This window comes from Aeromonas sp. 603404, assembly GCF_049171775.1.
GTDB classification, from domain to species: Bacteria; Pseudomonadota; Gammaproteobacteria; order Enterobacterales; family Aeromonadaceae; genus Aeromonas; species Aeromonas veronii_A.
In genome coordinates this window covers 45,830-60,230 of record NZ_JAAKPE010000012.1, presented here as the reverse complement: position 1 = coordinate 60,230, position 14,401 = coordinate 45,830, and the positions used below count along the sequence as shown (strand labels likewise).

12 protein-coding genes are annotated in these 14,401 nt (G+C 54.3%); 7 read left to right on the top strand and 5 right to left on the bottom strand.

Annotated features, from left to right (window positions below; all coding sequences use genetic code 11):
* The first annotated feature begins 40 nt into the window (after window positions 1–40).
* From rlmD to eno, 5 genes are all read left to right on the top strand, one after another.
* On the top strand, window positions 41–1,363 hold the full coding sequence (gene rlmD, locus G5306_RS15465; RefSeq protein WP_421313110.1) for a 23S rRNA (uracil(1939)-C(5))-methyltransferase RlmD: 1,323 nt from the start codon (window positions 41–43) through the stop codon (window positions 1,361–1,363).
* A gap of 390 nt (window positions 1,364–1,753) precedes the next feature.
* Window positions 1,754–3,967, top strand: a complete 2,214-nt coding sequence (relA, locus tag G5306_RS15460; protein ID WP_421313109.1) for a GTP diphosphokinase — start codon at window positions 1,754–1,756, stop codon at window positions 3,965–3,967.
* 73 nt (window positions 3,968–4,040) lie between these two features.
* Window positions 4,041–4,838, top strand: coding sequence for a nucleoside triphosphate pyrophosphohydrolase (gene mazG, locus G5306_RS15455; protein WP_421252541.1), 798 nt, complete (start codon window positions 4,041–4,043; stop codon window positions 4,836–4,838).
* Window positions 4,839–4,979: 141 nt separating this feature from the next.
* Window positions 4,980–6,617, top strand: coding sequence for a glutamine hydrolyzing CTP synthase (gene pyrG, locus G5306_RS15450; RefSeq protein WP_005335584.1), 1,638 nt, complete (start codon window positions 4,980–4,982; stop codon window positions 6,615–6,617).
* A gap of 89 nt (window positions 6,618–6,706) precedes the next feature.
* A complete protein-coding gene (gene eno, locus G5306_RS15445) occupies window positions 6,707–8,008 on the top strand; it encodes a phosphopyruvate hydratase (RefSeq protein WP_005335583.1) in 1,302 nt (433 codons plus the stop codon).
* Window positions 8,009–8,131: 123 nt separating this feature from the next.
* Here eno and G5306_RS15440 read toward each other — a convergent pair whose 3' ends face one another.
* From G5306_RS15440 to G5306_RS15430, 3 genes are all read right to left on the bottom strand, one after another.
* Window positions 8,132–8,617, bottom strand: coding sequence for a GNAT family N-acetyltransferase (locus G5306_RS15440; RefSeq protein ID WP_421313108.1), 486 nt, complete (start codon window positions 8,615–8,617; stop codon window positions 8,132–8,134).
* Between the two features lie 202 nt (window positions 8,618–8,819).
* Window positions 8,820–10,496 (bottom strand): hypothetical protein, encoded by a 1,677-nt coding sequence (locus G5306_RS15435; protein WP_148611513.1) that lies wholly within the window; start codon window positions 10,494–10,496, stop codon window positions 8,820–8,822.
* A 117-nt stretch (window positions 10,497–10,613) separates the two neighbouring features.
* Window positions 10,614–11,042, bottom strand: coding sequence for a VOC family protein (locus G5306_RS15430; RefSeq protein WP_421313107.1), 429 nt, complete (start codon window positions 11,040–11,042; stop codon window positions 10,614–10,616).
* A gap of 484 nt (window positions 11,043–11,526) precedes the next feature.
* On the opposite strand from G5306_RS15430, the gene G5306_RS15425 reads away from it, so the two are divergent.
* On the top strand, window positions 11,527–12,702 hold the full coding sequence (locus G5306_RS15425) for an aspartyl protease family protein (RefSeq protein WP_421313106.1): 1,176 nt from the start codon (window positions 11,527–11,529) through the stop codon (window positions 12,700–12,702).
* 40 nt (window positions 12,703–12,742) lie between these two features.
* Here the strand turns inward: G5306_RS15425 and G5306_RS15420 are convergent, their stop codons facing one another.
* Window positions 12,743–13,339 carry an MliC family protein gene (locus G5306_RS15420; protein ID WP_047439463.1) on the bottom strand — a complete coding sequence of 199 codons (597 nt, stop codon included), beginning with the start codon at window positions 13,337–13,339 and terminating at the stop codon, window positions 12,743–12,745.
* A gap of 185 nt (window positions 13,340–13,524) precedes the next feature.
* Window positions 13,525–13,890, bottom strand: coding sequence for a DUF2061 domain-containing protein (locus G5306_RS15415; protein WP_042084552.1), 366 nt, complete (start codon window positions 13,888–13,890; stop codon window positions 13,525–13,527).
* Window positions 13,891–14,081: 191 nt separating this feature from the next.
* On the opposite strand from G5306_RS15415, the gene G5306_RS15410 reads away from it, so the two are divergent.
* A complete protein-coding gene (locus G5306_RS15410; RefSeq protein ID WP_005354562.1) occupies window positions 14,082–14,288 on the top strand; it encodes a hypothetical protein in 207 nt (68 codons plus the stop codon).
* Window positions 14,289–14,401 lie beyond the last annotated feature (113 nt).

The window sequence follows — 14,401 nt, the reverse complement described above, 5'->3', positions numbered from 1 at the left end:
TCCACAATCATGACATAGCCACCTATAGGCACCAAGTTTTATGGCCCAGTTTTTCAAGCCCCAAAAGAAGTCCACCCAGCTCCAACGCATTGAATTTACGATAGACACCCTCGATCACCATTGCGTCGGTATCGGTCGCCATCAGGGCAAGGCGATCTTTGTCGAAGGGGCACTGCCTGGCGAGACCGTCAAGGCACGCATCACCGAAGAGAAAAAGCAGTATGGTCACGCCGCCTTGCAGCAGGTGGTGACCCCGGCAGCCAACCGTATCGCCCCCTTCTGCAGCCACTATCGCGAGTGCGGCGGTTGCAGTGCCCAGCACATGTCGGTTGCCGATCAGCAAGCCGCCAAGGCGGCCGGACTGGTCAGCCTGTTCGAGCGGTTGGGCAACATCAAGGCACCGGCGCTGGAGCCGGTACTGACCGGTGAAGATCGCGCCTACCGCCGGGTTTGTCGTCTGGCCATCAAATTTGACAAGAACGGTCGCTGCACCCGGGTCGGTTTCCGCCGCCGTAACAGCAACGATCTGGTGGAGATCGACGGTTGCCCTGTGCTGGCCGAGCCGCTCTCTGCGCTGATTGCCCCGCTGCGTGAGTGCCTCAATCGCCTCAAGAGCCAGCGCGAGCTGGGCCATGCGGAGCTTATCCAGGCCGAGCAGGGGATCATGATGCTGCTGCGCCACACCGGCCGCCCCAATGAGGCGGATCGCGCCCTGCTGGTGGAGTTTGCAAAAGCGCAGGGGATCGACCTCTATCTGCAAGCGGCCGATGATCGCATCGAAGCGCTGCAGCAACAATTTTCCCCATCCTACTCGCTGGATGGCCTGTCTCTTGCATTTGTCCCCGGTGATTTCATTCAGGTCAACGGCCCCATCAACCAGAGCATGGTTGAGCAGGCGCTGACATGGCTCGGGGCGAGCAAGGATGACAAGGTGCTCGATCTCTTCTGCGGCATAGGCAACTTCACCCTGCCGCTGGCCCGTCAGGCTCGCGAAGTGGTGGGTGTGGAAGGTGAACTGGCCATGGTGCAGCGGGCCGAAGAGAACGCCCGTCGCAACGGCATCAGCAATGCCCGTTTCTACAAGGCCGACCTGAGCGATGACATTGTCGGCATGTCCTGGGCGCGGGAAGGGTTTGATCTGGTGCTGCTGGATCCGGCTCGTCCCGGCGCGCTGGAAGTGATGGGACACGTCGTGAAACTTTCACCCAAGCGGGTGGTCTACGTCTCCTGTAACCCGGTCACCCTGGCGCGGGACAGTCAGGTGCTGGTGAAAGGGGGTTATCGTCTGGTGCGCCTCGGCATGCTCGACATGTTCCCTCACACCGGTCATCTGGAGTCCATGGCGCTGTTTGAACGGGAGTAAATGACTCATCAGTTCGGCGATACCGGATAGGTCATCCGGCATGCTTGTTACTCTTTGAGCAGGTGTGTATATGAAGTAATCCTGCTCATCGGTACGGCGATGCGGATATGTAATCTGGCATGTCTGCGGCTGTTTGAGCGGGTGTGTATATGAAGTAATCCTGCTCATCAGTACGGCGATGCAGATATGTAATCTGGCGTGTCTGCGGCTGTTTGAGCTGGTGTGATTGGGGTAATCTAGACCCTCGTCGTTCGGCAGGGCCTGTTGGCGCGCTCTATTGTCTTTCTGGACAATATGCCTTGAAAAGTGCGCTGGATATCCCCATTTGAGGCAATCTCATGAGGGGAGAAAGTGACAGCTTTCGGCCCGATAATTTAAAGGATTGATACCATGGTTGCGGTTCGCGATATTCATTTGAAAGACAACTTCACCCTGGAAGAGTGGGTCAGCTCGCTCTCTTTGAGTGACAGTGAAAAGGATCAGCTGCGAACCGTCTACCAGTATTGTCTGACGCTCGGTGACGAGGCGCTGACCAGCAAGCTGCTGGTGCGCGGCATCGAAATGGTGGGCATCCTGCAGATGCTCAGCATGGATATCGGCACTCTCAAAGCGGCCATCATCTACCCCTTCGTCGAAGCCGGTCTCATCAGCCAGGAGCGGATGGACGAGGACTTCGGCTCCAAGATCGCCAAGCTGGTGGAAGGGGTGCTGGAGATGGAGGCCATCCGCTCCCTGCAAACCCTCCATCGCAGCGAAACCTCACCGGAGCAGGTCGACAATGTGCGTCGCATGTTGCTTGCCATGGTCGAGGATGTGCGCGCCGTGGTGATCAAGCTGGCGGAGCGGATCGCCTGCCTGCGGGAAGCGAAGACGGCAGATGAAGAGACCCGGGTGCTGATGGCCCAGGAGATCACCAATATCTATGCGCCGCTCGCCAACCGTCTCGGCATTGGCCAGCTCAAGTGGGAGCTGGAAGATCTTGCCTTCCGTTACCTGCACCCTGATACCTACAAGCAGATCGCCAAGCAGCTCGACGAGAAGCGGCTCGACCGCGAGCGCTATATCCGCGAGTTTGTGCAATCCCTGCGTAATGGGTTGAAAGAGGCGGGAGTTGACGCCGAGGTGTACGGCCGCCCGAAACACATCTACAGCATCTGGCGCAAGATGCAGAAGAAGCACCTCGAATTCAACGAGTTATTCGACGTGCGCGCGGTGCGGGTAGTGACCAAGCGGTTGCAGGATTGCTATGCGGCGCTCGGTATCGTCCACACCCAGTTCCACCACATTCCTCGCGAGTTTGACGACTATGTCGCCAACCCCAAACCCAACGGCTATCAGTCGATTCACACCGTAGTTGTGGGGCCGGAGGGCAAGACCGTCGAGATCCAGATACGTACCGACCAGATGCATCAGGATGCCGAACTCGGTGTTGCGGCGCACTGGCGCTACAAGGAAGGGGCACAGGCAGGTGGCAAGGCCAACACCTTCGAAGACAAGATCGAGTGGCTGCGCAAGCTGCTCGCTTGGCAGGAAGATCTCTCCGAGAGCGGCTCCCTGCTGGAAGATCTGCGCAGTCAGGTGTTCGAGGACAGAGTCTACGTCTTCACCCCGAAAGGGGATGTGATCGACCTGCCCGCTGGCGCTACCCCGCTTGATTTTGCCTATCACGTCCACAGCATGATCGGTCACCGCTGCATCGGCGCCAAGATTGATGGCCGCATCGTGCCGTTTACCTACGCGCTGCAGACCGGCGATCAGGTGGAGGTGATCACCCAGAAAGAGCCGAACCCGAGCCGCGACTGGATGAACCCCAACGCCGGCTTCCTGCGCTCCAGCCGGGCGCGGGCCAAGGTGGCGACCTGGTTCAGAAAACTGGATCGGGACAAGAATATCTTGGCCGGTCGCGAGCTGTTCGAGAAGGAGCTGGATCGCCACAATCTCAGCATGTCCAAGATCGACAAGGGCAACATGCTGCGCCGCTTCAATCTGGAGAGCACCGACGATCTGCTGGCCGGTATCGGCAGCGGCGATATCCGCATCAACCAGGTGCTCAACTATCTCGACACCTGTTACAACAAGCCGACAGCGGAAGAGGAAGATCGCCGCTTGCTGGAGAAGCTGGAGCAGAAGGCCAATGCGCCGATGCGCCACAAGCCCAAAGACCATATCGTGGTGGAAGGGGTTGGCAATCTGATGACCCATATTGCCCGCTGCTGTCAGCCGATTCCTGGGGACTCCATTCAGGGCTTTATTACCATGGGGCGCGGCGTTTCGATCCACCGGGAAGATTGCGAGCAGTTGAAAGAGTTGTCACGGCGCAACCCTGAGCGGCTAATCGATGCGGTGTGGGGGGAGAACTACTCCGGCGGTTACGGCCTCACCATCCGGATCATCTCCAACGATCGCTCCGGCCTGCTGCGCGATATCACTACCGTGCTGGCCAACGAGAAGATCAATGTGATGGGGGTGCGCTCGCGCTCCAACGTGCGCGAGCAGACCGCGGAGATCGACATGGAGCTGGAGATTTACAACATCAATGCCTTCAACCGGGCGCTGGCCAAGCTCAGTCAGCTTAACGACGTGATCAGCGCCAAGCGGCTTTGATAGCGAACCGACCGGCCCCAGTGGCCGGTCTGCATTTACGACCCTTTTTGAACGAATCGAAAGTGAATATCCCATGTCCCAACGTTACGATCTGCCTCAACTGCTCGACATCATGGCTCGCCTGCGCGATCCGCAAAACGGCTGCCCCTGGGATCTGAAACAGAGCTTCCAGACCATAGTGCCGCATACCCTGGAAGAGGCCTACGAGGTGGCCGATGCCATCGAGACTGAAGATTGGCAGGGGCTGAAAGGGGAGTTGGGGGATCTGCTGTTTCAGGTGGTGTTTTACGCCCAGCTGGGTAAAGAGCGGGGCTTGTTCGACTTTGCCGATATCGTCGATACGGTGAGCGAAAAGCTTATTCGCCGTCACCCCCACGTTTTTTCCGATGCAGCTCTCTCCAACGAGCAGGCGGTAAAAGCGAACTGGGAGGCGGAAAAAGCCAAAGAGCGGGCGGCCCTCGACAAAGAGAGCGTGCTGGACGATATCCCGCAGGCGCTGCCGGCCCTGACCCGTGCCGCCAAGATCCAGAAACGCTGTGCCACCATCGGATTCGACTGGAAGACGTTGGGGCCTGTGGTGGACAAGATCCACGAAGAGATCGACGAGGTGATGGAAGAGGCATTGATGGCCGATGTGGACGAGGCGCGGGTGAGCGACGAGCTCGGCGACCTGTTGTTTGCCACCGTCAATCTGGTGCGTCATCTGGGCAAGGATCCGGAGCAGGTGCTGCGCGGTGCCAACGCCAAGTTCGAACGTCGTTTTCGTCAGGTTGAGCAGATAATCGCCGCAGAAGGCTTGAAAATGACCGATTGCACCCTCGAAAAGCTCGATGCCGCCTGGGATAAGGCGAAGGAAACCGAGCAAAGTTGATTTGGCGCAAGATGGGGGGGCGGTGAGCCTGATAGATTTTTGCTCATTGTTTGGGAGAGGGGTTTTTGGTATACTGTTTCCCCGTCCTGCTTCATCCCCGAAGCACCCCTTAAAATTCCCTAAACTTCTTTCAGGTTCAGCATGACGACCAAATATATTTTTGTTACTGGTGGCGTTGTTTCATCCCTCGGCAAAGGCATTGCCGCAGCTTCTCTGGCAGCCATTCTGGAAGCCCGTGGTCTGGATGTGACCATCATGAAACTGGACCCGTACATCAACGTGGATCCGGGCACCATGAGCCCGACCCAGCATGGTGAAGTGTTCGTAACCGAGGACGGGGCCGAAACCGATCTGGATTTGGGCCACTACGAGCGTTTCATCCGCACCAAGATGACCCGTCGCAACAACTTTACCACCGGCCGTATCTACGCCGACGTACTGCGTAAAGAGCGTCGTGGTGACTATCTGGGCGCCACCATTCAGGTTATCCCGCACATCACCAACGCCATCAAAGAGCGGGTGATTGCCGGTGCCGAAGGCCATCAGGTTGCCATCGTCGAAGTGGGCGGTACTGTGGGTGACATCGAGTCCCTGCCGTTCCTCGAAGCCATTCGTCAGCTGGCTGCCGAAGTGGGCCGCAACAATGCCATGTTCATGCACCTGACGCTGGTTCCTTACCTGGCTGCTGCCGGTGAAGTGAAGACCAAGCCGACCCAGCACTCCGTCAAAGAGCTGCTCTCCATCGGTATCCAGCCGGATGTGCTGATCTGCCGCTCCGACCGTGCCATTCCGGCCAACGAGCGCGCCAAAATTGCCCTGTTCTGCAACGTGCCCGAGCGCGCCGTCATCTCCATGAAAGACGTCGACTCCATCTACAAGATCCCGGCACTGCTCAAGTCCCAGAATCTGGACTCCTACTTCACCGAGCGTTTCGGTCTGGAGTGCAAAGAGGCTGATTTGTCCGAGTGGGAACAGGTTATCTACGAAGAGGCCAACCCGACTGGTGAAGTGACCATCGGTATGGTCGGCAAGTACGTCTCCCTGCCGGACGCTTACAAGTCCGTCAACGAGGCGCTCAAGCACGGTGGTCTCAAGACCCGTCACTCCGTCAACATCAAGTACATCGACTCTCAGGACATCGAGACCCGTGGCGCCGAGCTGCTGGAAGGTCTGGACGCGATCCTGGTGCCGGGTGGCTTCGGTGAGCGCGGTGTGGAAGGCAAAATTCTGGCTGCCCAGTATGCCCGCGAGAACAAGATCCCCTACCTGGGTATCTGCCTCGGCATGCAGGTTGCCATGATCGAATTCGCTCGCAACGTAGCGGGTATGGAAGGGGCTCACTCTTCCGAGTTCAAGAAAGATTGCGCGTACCCGGTCGTCGGCCTCATCACCGAGTGGGTGGATGAAGAGGGCAACGTCGAGACCCGTACCGAGAAGTCCGATTTGGGCGGTACCATGCGTCTGGGTTCCCAGCTCTGCCACCTGGTCGAAGATTCCAAGGTGCGTCAGATGTACGGCAGCCCGACCATTTACGAGCGTCACCGTCACCGTTACGAAGTAAACAACAAGCTGCTGCCGCAGATTGAAGCGGCAGGTCTGAAAGTGACCGGTCTCTCCGCCGACAAGAAGTTGGTGGAAATCATCGAGATCCCGGATCACCCCTGGTTCGTGGCTGCGCAGTTCCACCCGGAGTTCACCTCTACTCCTCGTGATGGCCACGCTCTGTTCGCCGGTTTTGTGAAGGCGGCAGGCGAGTATCAGAAGCGTAATTTGAAGTAATTGAAAATAAATGCGGTTGGGGCACTGTGCCACAGCCGCTTTTTTTGGCATATTTTTGTTGTTTTTTTACGAAACCTGAGGAAATACACATGTCCAAGATCGTTAAAGTGATCGGTCGTGAAATCATCGACTCCCGTGGTAACCCGACCGTTGAGGCCGAAGTTCACCTGGAAGGTGGTTTTGTTGGTATGGCAGCCGCTCCGTCTGGCGCGTCCACCGGTTCCCGCGAAGCGCTGGAACTGCGTGACGGCGACAAGAGCCGTTTCCTGGGTAAAGGCGTGCTGAAAGCCATCGAAGCCGTAAACGGCCCGATCGCTCAAGCTCTGCTGGGTAAAGATGCCAAGGACCAGGCCACCGTTGACCAGATCATGATCGACCTCGACGGTACCGAGAACAAATCCAAGTTCGGCGCCAACGCCATCCTGGCTGTTTCCCTGGCTAACGCCAAAGCTGCCGCTGCTGCCAAAGGCATGCCGCTGTACGCCCACATCGCCGAGCTGAACGGCACCCCGGGTGTTTACTCCATGCCACTGCCGATGATGAACATCATCAACGGTGGTGAGCACGCCGACAACAACGTCGACATCCAGGAGTTCATGATCCAGCCGGTTGGCGCCAAGACCCTGAAAGAAGCCGTTCGCATGGGCGCAGAAGTGTTCCACAACCTGGCCAAAGTGCTGAAGTCCAAGGGCTACAACACTGCAGTTGGTGACGAAGGTGGTTTCGCTCCGAACCTGAAATCCAACGCCGAAGCGCTGGAAGTTATCGCTGAAGCCGTTGCCGCTGCCGGTTACAAACTGGGCACCGACATCACCCTGGCTATGGACTGCGCTGCTTCCGAGTTCTACGACGCAGAGAAGAAAGAGTACAACCTGAAAGGCGAAGGCCGTGTCTTCACCTCCAACGGTTTCTCCGACTTCCTGGCTGACCTGACCACCAAGTTCCCGATCGTCTCCATCGAAGATGGCCTGGACGAATCTGACTGGGAAGGCTTTGCCTACCAGACTGCTGAACTGGGCAAGAAAATCCAGATCGTTGGTGACGACCTGTTCGTAACCAACACCAAGATCCTGAAGCGCGGTATCGACAACGGCATCGCCAACTCCATCCTGATCAAGTTCAACCAGATCGGTTCCCTGACCGAAACTCTGGCTGCCATCAAGATGGCCAAAGACGCTGGCTACACTGCCGTCATCTCCCACCGCTCTGGTGAGACCGAAGACGCGACCATCGCCGACCTGGCTGTTGGTACCGCTGCTGGCCAGATCAAGACCGGTTCCATGAGCCGTTCTGACCGTGTTGCCAAGTACAACCAGCTGATCCGTATCGAAGAAGCTCTGGGTGCCAAAGCTCCTTTCCGCGGTCTGAAAGAAGTTAAAAACCAGGCTTAATTTGCTGGTTTGCCAGCCTCGGCTGGAATGAAAAAAACCGGAACCCTTGGGTTCCGGTTTTTTTATGCCTGAGCCTTGCCACAATGGCCTGAGAGGCGAGGGCGTTGTGGCTCTGGTCTCGGGTCAGACAAAGGGGAGCGTGCGCTGATAGCGCCCTGCATGCGCCTTGAAGCCCAGCTTTTCAAACAGGGCGATAGAGCGGACGTTATCTGCATCGATATCTGCGGTGAGGCAGGTGACTCCCAGTTTGCTGGCATGGGCGAACAGCAATCCCAGCGCTTCCGACATAAACCCTCTGCGCCAATAGGCCACATTAAGCAGACAGCCCACTTCGCAGCAGCGGCCCGCCTCACTGAAACTGTGCAGGCCGCAGGTGCCGATCACCTTATTGCTCTTCCGCTCGACAATCGCCCACTCCAGCGACTCCCCCATTTGCTCCAGCCGAACTACGCTCGCCATCATCTGCGCCACCATGACGGGAGAGGTAAAGCAGGGATCAGAGGCAAACTCCATGGTCAGTGGATTGCCATAAATCTCGAACAGATCGGCAGCATCCTGCGGGCCAATGGTGCGCAGTACAATCCGAGTGCCGGTTAAGTCTGGCTTCATAAATCTCCTTGGGATGTGTTACGCCAGCAAAGATACAGGTAAAAAATGAGACAGCGTGAAAGTCGGTCTCTAAAGGCAATTGGTGCTATCACGACATATTGTGACCGCGAACGTCCGATTATGCTTCGCTAATCGAACCTACGGGATACGGACTATTTTGATGTCCCATGTCAGGTAATGACAATATCTGTGTAGATTATTACTAATCTGTTTTTACACCAAATTTTCTCACTCGCATTCTGTTAATTTTACTCTCTGATGCAATTTTTCGTAGTGCCTCGGAGGCTCTTCTAGAGATCTCTTTTTGTTGTTCACTCGCATTACCAAATTGGCCAAATCTCAAACAAGTTGTTACAAAGGATGATAAATTACGACCAGTCTCAGATTTAAATATATCGTAATATTCATCAGTCGATGTATTGGCTAATATAATTTCATCTTTTTGGCCCCAGCCATTTTTGTCTGCTATGTCATTTAATACTTCTCTTGCGGTTTTAGTAATGGTTTTTTGATTGTAAACGAAGTTGAATTTACTTATTAACTCCTGATCTTTAATATCGCCAAAGGTATTAATTTCCTCCATGTTGAATATTTCAAGGTCATCTCGTCTATTCTCTATATATAGATCAATTATTTCAGATGCCTTATCATTTTCACCTAATTCTCTAAATAGTGAGACAGTGCCGTGCAAGTTAACTGGAGTTATGTATTTACAGTTTTTCTTGAAACTTTCATATAAGCGATGAATTACTTTATCAGCATTGTCGTTAAATGAGTCATGATAGAGTCGCCAAGCATCAGAAAATGAGCTCTCAGCTTTGGATGCTATTAGTTGTTGGTTTTTATTTGATGCTTCCAATATAAATTCATCTTCAGTGAAATAACCTGTCTTGACGGCTTTGGCAACTAATAAATCAAGTTCATCAGTAAGTTGATAATTATATGATTGAAGTATGGTTTGCCATTTTTTTTGTTGTTCATTGACATCTTCATCACCTATGCCGAGTAATGCATAGCTTTTGCTAGTAATAAACTCTAAAGTTGGTATTTCCTGATTTGATTTTGAACAGAAATAGCACCATGAAAATAACACTAACGAGTGCATAACTTGATCGGCTATTTCTGGTTCGAAGTCTTCAGTAAGAGGAATTGATAGGGTAACTAATCGCTCAATTTTTTTCAGAATGCGAATGTTTTTAATGCCTAAACTAGCAGTTAATTCTCTTAATCTAGAATAGTTTGGCGTTTTTTCAGAAAAAGCAATAGATGCACATTCTTCTGGAATAGGATTAAATGAAAGCTCAATGTCTATTACCTTTTCTCGATATTTTTCATAATCTTCTAGACCTGTTTCTCCATCATTTAGAAGCAATACTATTTTGCATTTTTTTTGCTCTTTTAGTAGTGACATCAATCCTAAAACATCCTTTATATCCAAACCTTTTCCTTTTCTTTCTAGATCATCAATGCAAATTATAATGTTACTCAATGATAAGAAAGAAATAGCTTCAATCGCCGGAGTGAAAGACTTAATGATTGGTGCGCCTTTAAAGAAACTAAAAGAATTTCTACCTATCGATTCGATTAGGCTTGTCGTATTATTCTTAAATGTTTCAATGCTAGCATCAGTGCCGATAATCTCTCGTTTTATAACATTCTCAAAAATTGTATATTTAAAGGCATCCAATGAATTGATACCAAAGAGCGAAACATAGGAGTAGCGATCCAGCTTTATTATTCCTCCAGAATTGGCCTCTTCAAGGAATTTTTTCCAGCTAAAAGTTTTCCCAACCCCCCACTCGCCTTTGATAGCCATAACTTCGGGTTGTTCTGTGGATAAAAAGTGAAATATTTGTTCTTTAATTACTTCAATAGACATAAATGTTCCTTCAAAAATACATACACCTCGTTAAATGCATTTAGGGGATGCCCACAATCTTAAACAAGGCTTAGCGCTGCTGCAGCGCTATGAGAAGAGCATAAATTCACCTTCATTCTAAAACCAAATTTCCACCGATCCAGCACTACGCTTTGCCTCACCGTGATAAACCGCTTCGATATTATTTCCGTCCGGGTCGAGGACAAAAGCTGCGTAGTAGCCGGGGTGATAATTACGCTCACCGGGGGCGCCGTTATCTTTGCCGCCATTGGCCAGTGCTGCCTGATAAAAGCGATCCACCATGGCGCTGTCTTGCGCCTGAAAGGCGAGATGGTGGCGACCGGTCAACACTCCCAGTGCGGCGGGGCTGTCGACAGAGGTGACAAACAGTTCGTCTGCCCAGAAGTAGCCCTCACCTGTGCCGCCCAGCGGAATATCGAGGGTGGTGAGAATGGCCGTATAAAAGCGCTGGCTGGCGACCAAATCTTTGACCACCAGCTGGATATGGTCGATCAAGCGACCACGATGCAGGGTTTGTGTTTCCATACACCACCTTGATTGGCATGTTGTGGATGAGTCAGTGGCTTGCCGGTCAGTTTGTTTGGATCAAAAAGGGACCGAGCGAGATATGGCATGGCTACCGCCCCTGAATTTCAGCCTCCAGTCTGCTGCGTTTCACCAACGGGATGGGGTTGGCATGGCTCATGGGAGACTCCGACGAGGCAAGTGTTGCCAAATGGCAATATTAACCATGGCGCTGTGGAGAGAAAGCTCAATATTGAGAATTTCTGTGCAAGATCAACAAATTAATCAAATGTCACCCGCGATTGATGACGCGCCGAGATAGCGTGAACAACCATTCTTGAACTATCCCCATAGAATATTCATGGTCATATCTGGCTTGAAGCAGCATAAAACTCTTTGTTATTGTCCGCATCCCCCGCTGAAATAGCTTATTTATCTATAAATCAACAAGATAGCATTATGCGGTGGCGTTGCGGGGGGGCATCTGCTATCGGGAAGGAGAGTTATGAAGTCGCAGTTCAAAGTGGCGCTGGCCATGTTGGCCCTGTTCGTCGTCCAAGGCTGCACAGCCCCGGATTCATCCACCAAGCACAATGCTCCCGGCCCTGTGCTGACAGTGCATTACGAAAGTGCGCCCCTGATCCCCGTCACCATCGCTGGTGAGCAGTACCAGTTTTTGCTCGATACCGGGGCCAGTATCACCTTTATCGATCGTCGTTTGGCCAGCCGCTTCAAGGCGCTGACCTTAAGCGAATTGCCCAGGGCCTATCAGGCTGATTTTGCCACTGTGAGCAGCGTGTCGAGCCAACTGGGCAGCGAGCAGCTTGGCTTTGTTGAGCCGCAACCCTTCTCGGTGGGGTCGGTCACCATTGATGACAGCGATCTGTGGGCAACCGTTGATTTCGATCTTTTCTCCCAGTCTCTTGGCAGCCGTATCGATGGCATCCTCGGGATCGACACCATCCGCCGTTTCAACTGGGTGTTTGATCGTGACAGGCATCAGCTCACGGCTTCGCTGACGGCACCGTCGGCAGCCACGTTCGAGCGTTGCATCGGCTATGAAGACAGCTACAACCGCTCCCCGGCCGTGTATCTGACCCACGGTGAGAGCAGCGTGCGCATGTATCTGGATACCGGGGCCGATCAGAGCTATGCCGACCATGTCTTTATCGACTTTATGGTGAGTCAGAAGGCGATCTCTGGCGAAGATGCGATGCCACGCAAAGGGGTGGACGCCAGCGGTATGGTGGAGGGGCGTGAACATATCCTCACCGGCCTGCACTTTGATGAGCGCCAGCTCGGTGAGCTGCGCGTGTCGGAAAACAGCAATGAGCAGTATGGTCTGGGGCTGGATTTTGTTAACCGCTTCAATCGCTTTGCGATCATGCCCGGGCGGATGATGTTCTGCTACGACGCTGACAGCCTGGCGCGCAAAGTGCCCCCAATCCTGCGCAATATAGGGGTGCGTTTTGATGGCGAGCATCTGCAGGTCTACTACAGCGACGAACGGGATCTTGCCCCCTATGGTCTGGCCAACGGCGACATTCTGGAACAGATCAACGGGGTGGCTTATCGTCCCCTCGAGATCGACAAGGTGCGTGAGCTGCTCAGCACCGGCAAGCCGGGGTCGCTCAAGTTGCGGATTGTGCGGGAAGGAAAACCGCTGGATATCGCTATCTAGTCAAGGTGGGGGGCGGCAAGACGAGCCGCCCCTATGAGCCTCAGCCCTTGGTTGGATTTTCCATGCAGGTGAGGGTTGGCTGGCCGTAACGCTCCAGCGTGGCGTCGTCCCCCTTGGTGAAGAAGGTGAGATTTTGCCCTTCATAACGGGCGCCGCTGGCGCTGGGGGCTTCATAGGCGAGCACTTGTTGCTGCTTGTCGCCCTCGCTCAGGTTGATCACCGCGGCGGGCAGCTTGGCATCGTTATAGAAGTAGGTGGAGAGAGTGACGCTCTTGCCGCACTGGTAGTTGACCGGTGCCGGCACCATCAGCTGGCCGCCGCTGATCTGCAGTTCGGTGATCCGCAGCAGGTAGTTATCCTCCACACACTGGCGCAGATCCTGTCCCTTCCAGCAGTCGTTGCGACCCTTGATCCAGCCGCGCTGCATGGCGCGCTCGGTCTTGAGCTGTTCGGGAGAGAGTGCAGCAATCGCCTTGGGGTAGAGGGCCGCCAGTTCGTTATCAAGGGCGGCCAGTCCGGCATCCTTGCAGATCAGGGTTTCGACCGACCCGGAGGCTTTGGTGCAGTCAAAGGAAGGGGTTGCGGCACTGGCCAGCAGAGGGGCAAACAGCAGGGTGGCAAGCAAGGTCTTGTTCATCGATAGATTCCAGCAATGAGGAGGGTATATCTGCCTACTACAGCACACTCTACAGGGCAATGCAGCAGGGGAGCTGAGCCCACTTGCACAGCTGAATAGCTGCCAAGCGGAAAAACCCGACACTCCTCGCCGGAATGTCGGGTTTTTTGTGGCCGCGATAAAGGGGAGGCGGGTTGCCCAGTCGATCAGGCCAGCGCCAGTTGCTGACTGCGGGCGCGCCACAGCCGCTCGTGGAAGAAGAACACCACGGTGTTGATGGCCGGTTCGATCATCGCCATCACGCCGCCGGTGAGCAGCTCGCCGCTCAGCAGGAAGGCAACCCCGAAGGCCACCGAGAAATGGACCACCGCGAAGCTGCTGGTCTTGGCCTGCAGGCTGTGATTTGGCTTGAGCTTGTGCCAGCCAAGGTCATGAAAGTAGAAGGCGACCGTGTTGACGGCAGGCTCGATCAGGGCGATCAGGCTGGCGGTCAGCAGCTCACCGGTCAGCAGGTAGGCCACGGTAAAGGCGACACCGAAGTGCAGGATGGCAAAGCTGATGGTCTTTTTCATGATGGCGGCTCCCTCTGTTGGTGATGAGAGTATCCGCCGAAATGAGATTAAATGAAAACTATTCTCATCTATTGCCAGGATAGAAAGAACCTATCAACGGGCGAGTGGCCGGTGTGGTTCAGCGGTTGCCAATCGCAACCAAGGCGATAAAGTACAGGTTCTTCACACTTGCCCATGAAAAAGGATCTTTCATGAATATCAATGCCACCCTGCTTGGCCAGTTCATTGCGTTGCTGATGGTCATCGTCGGCGTCATCGCCTGGAGACTGGCGCGCCGCAAGAGCGAGCATCCGGCGCTGATCACCCTTATCTGCTCCCTGCTCTGTCTGTTTCCGCCTTTTGGCCTGCTGGCCTTGTTGCTGGTTGCGCTGAAACAGGATCTGCCCGCCCGCTCATAGGGCGCGCTGCGGTTGACGCACAGGTTCAGGCTGCCGCACACACCGGCCGCCCCAAAAGCAAAAGCCCCGTGATGGGACTTTTGCTTTTGAACTCGGTGAGCGCCGTAGGGGCG

Coding starts and splice junctions, on each gene's coding strand:
- G5306_RS15415 (WP_042084552.1), bottom strand. CDS start 13,890: ATGAAAAAGACCATCAGCTTTGCCATCCTGCACTTCGGTGTCGCCTTT.
- mazG (WP_421252541.1), top strand. CDS start 4,041: ATGTCCCAACGTTACGATCTGCCTCAACTGCTCGACATCATGGCTCGC.
- rlmD (WP_421313110.1), top strand. CDS start 41: ATGGCCCAGTTTTTCAAGCCCCAAAAGAAGTCCACCCAGCTCCAACGC.
- pyrG (WP_005335584.1), top strand. CDS start 4,980: ATGACGACCAAATATATTTTTGTTACTGGTGGCGTTGTTTCATCCCTC.
- relA (WP_421313109.1), top strand. CDS start 1,754: ATGGTTGCGGTTCGCGATATTCATTTGAAAGACAACTTCACCCTGGAA.
- G5306_RS15430 (WP_421313107.1), bottom strand. CDS start 11,042: ATGGAAACACAAACCCTGCATCGTGGTCGCTTGATCGACCATATCCAG.
- G5306_RS15440 (WP_421313108.1), bottom strand. CDS start 8,617: ATGAAGCCAGACTTAACCGGCACTCGGATTGTACTGCGCACCATTGGC.
- eno (WP_005335583.1), top strand. CDS start 6,707: ATGTCCAAGATCGTTAAAGTGATCGGTCGTGAAATCATCGACTCCCGT.
- G5306_RS15435 (WP_148611513.1), bottom strand. CDS start 10,496: ATGTCTATTGAAGTAATTAAAGAACAAATATTTCACTTTTTATCCACA.
- G5306_RS15425 (WP_421313106.1), top strand. CDS start 11,527: ATGAAGTCGCAGTTCAAAGTGGCGCTGGCCATGTTGGCCCTGTTCGTC.
- G5306_RS15420 (WP_047439463.1), bottom strand. CDS start 13,339: ATGAACAAGACCTTGCTTGCCACCCTGCTGTTTGCCCCTCTGCTGGCC.
- G5306_RS15410 (WP_005354562.1), top strand. CDS start 14,082: ATGAATATCAATGCCACCCTGCTTGGCCAGTTCATTGCGTTGCTGATG.